The following is a 233-nucleotide window of genomic DNA, read 5'->3' as shown; positions in this document are numbered from 1 at the left end:
GTCTGTATATGAGATGACGACTTTCGATGAGTTCTTGCTGAAGAACGGTTTGAGGAGCGCTTCCGAGGAGGCGATCTACAAGCCGCTGACGGGTGGTGTTTCTTCAGATATCTACCGTGTGGAGCTTCCCGGCCGGCTCATCTGTGTGAAACGCGCACTTGCCAAGCTCAAGGTATCCGCCGATTGGCAGGCGCCGGTGTCGAGAAATGTGTACGAATGGAACTGGATTTCCT

General features: G+C 53.6%; 1 pseudogene. It reads left to right on the top strand.

Features of this window, described 5'->3' with window-relative positions:
- Window positions 1-13: 13 nt before the first annotated feature.
- A pseudogene (locus tag EOD29_RS35330) lies at window positions 14-233 on the top strand (aminoglycoside phosphotransferase family protein); the annotation flags it as partial.

The organism is Mesorhizobium sp. M1A.T.Ca.IN.004.03.1.1, from assembly GCF_003997555.1.
Classification (GTDB): domain Bacteria; phylum Pseudomonadota; class Alphaproteobacteria; order Rhizobiales; family Rhizobiaceae; genus Mesorhizobium.
This window is presented reverse-complemented; position numbering and strand designations above follow the sequence as displayed.